Annotated in this window: 1 protein-coding gene; it reads left to right on the plus strand. The window is 57.4% G+C overall.

Features of this window, described 5'->3' with window-relative positions; genetic code table 11:
- Positions 1-53 precede the first annotated feature (53 nt).
- Positions 54-580, plus strand: a 527-nt coding sequence (locus tag P3G66_RS31855) for a ferritin (protein ID WP_276117890.1), incomplete at its 3' end; no start/stop codon positions are given.

A 580-nucleotide genomic window follows, 5' to 3' on the forward strand; every position in this document is an offset into this window, starting at 1 on the left:
AATAAGGTCATACTGGGATGACAGGGCCTCTGACCTGCACTATCTTGGAATTCATGACTTCTGGGGAGACTCACATGACCAAATTCCACGCACTACTCCGAGACCAGATTCGCAACGAGTTCAACGCTTCGCATCAGTACATCGCGACAGCGGTTTACTTCGACAATGCGGATCTGCCACAGCTGGCAAAGCACTTCTACAAGCAGGCTGTGGAAGAGCGTAACCACGCCATGATGATCGTTCAGTATTTCCTCGATCGCGACATCAATGTCGAACTCACCGGCGTCGACGCCGCGAAGGCCGACTTCAAGGATGCCCGCGAGCCCATCGCTCTCGCGCTGACGCAGGAGAAGACGGTCACCGAGCAAATCGTCCAGCTCGCGAGCACTGCCCGCGAAGAAGGCGACTACCTCGGCGAGCAGTTCATGCAGTGGTTCCTCAAGGAGCAGGTCGAGGAAGTTGCAAGCATGACAACACTTCTCACCATCGCGGACCGCGCAGGCGCCAACCTGTTCGACCTCGAAGACTTCGTGTCCCGCGAGATGAGCACCGTCGGTGACACCACCGGTGCACCGAGCGC

Source organism: Rhodococcus sp. C3V (assembly GCF_029269915.1).
Taxonomy (GTDB): Bacteria; Actinomycetota; Actinomycetes; order Mycobacteriales; family Mycobacteriaceae; genus Rhodococcus_F; species Rhodococcus_F qingshengii.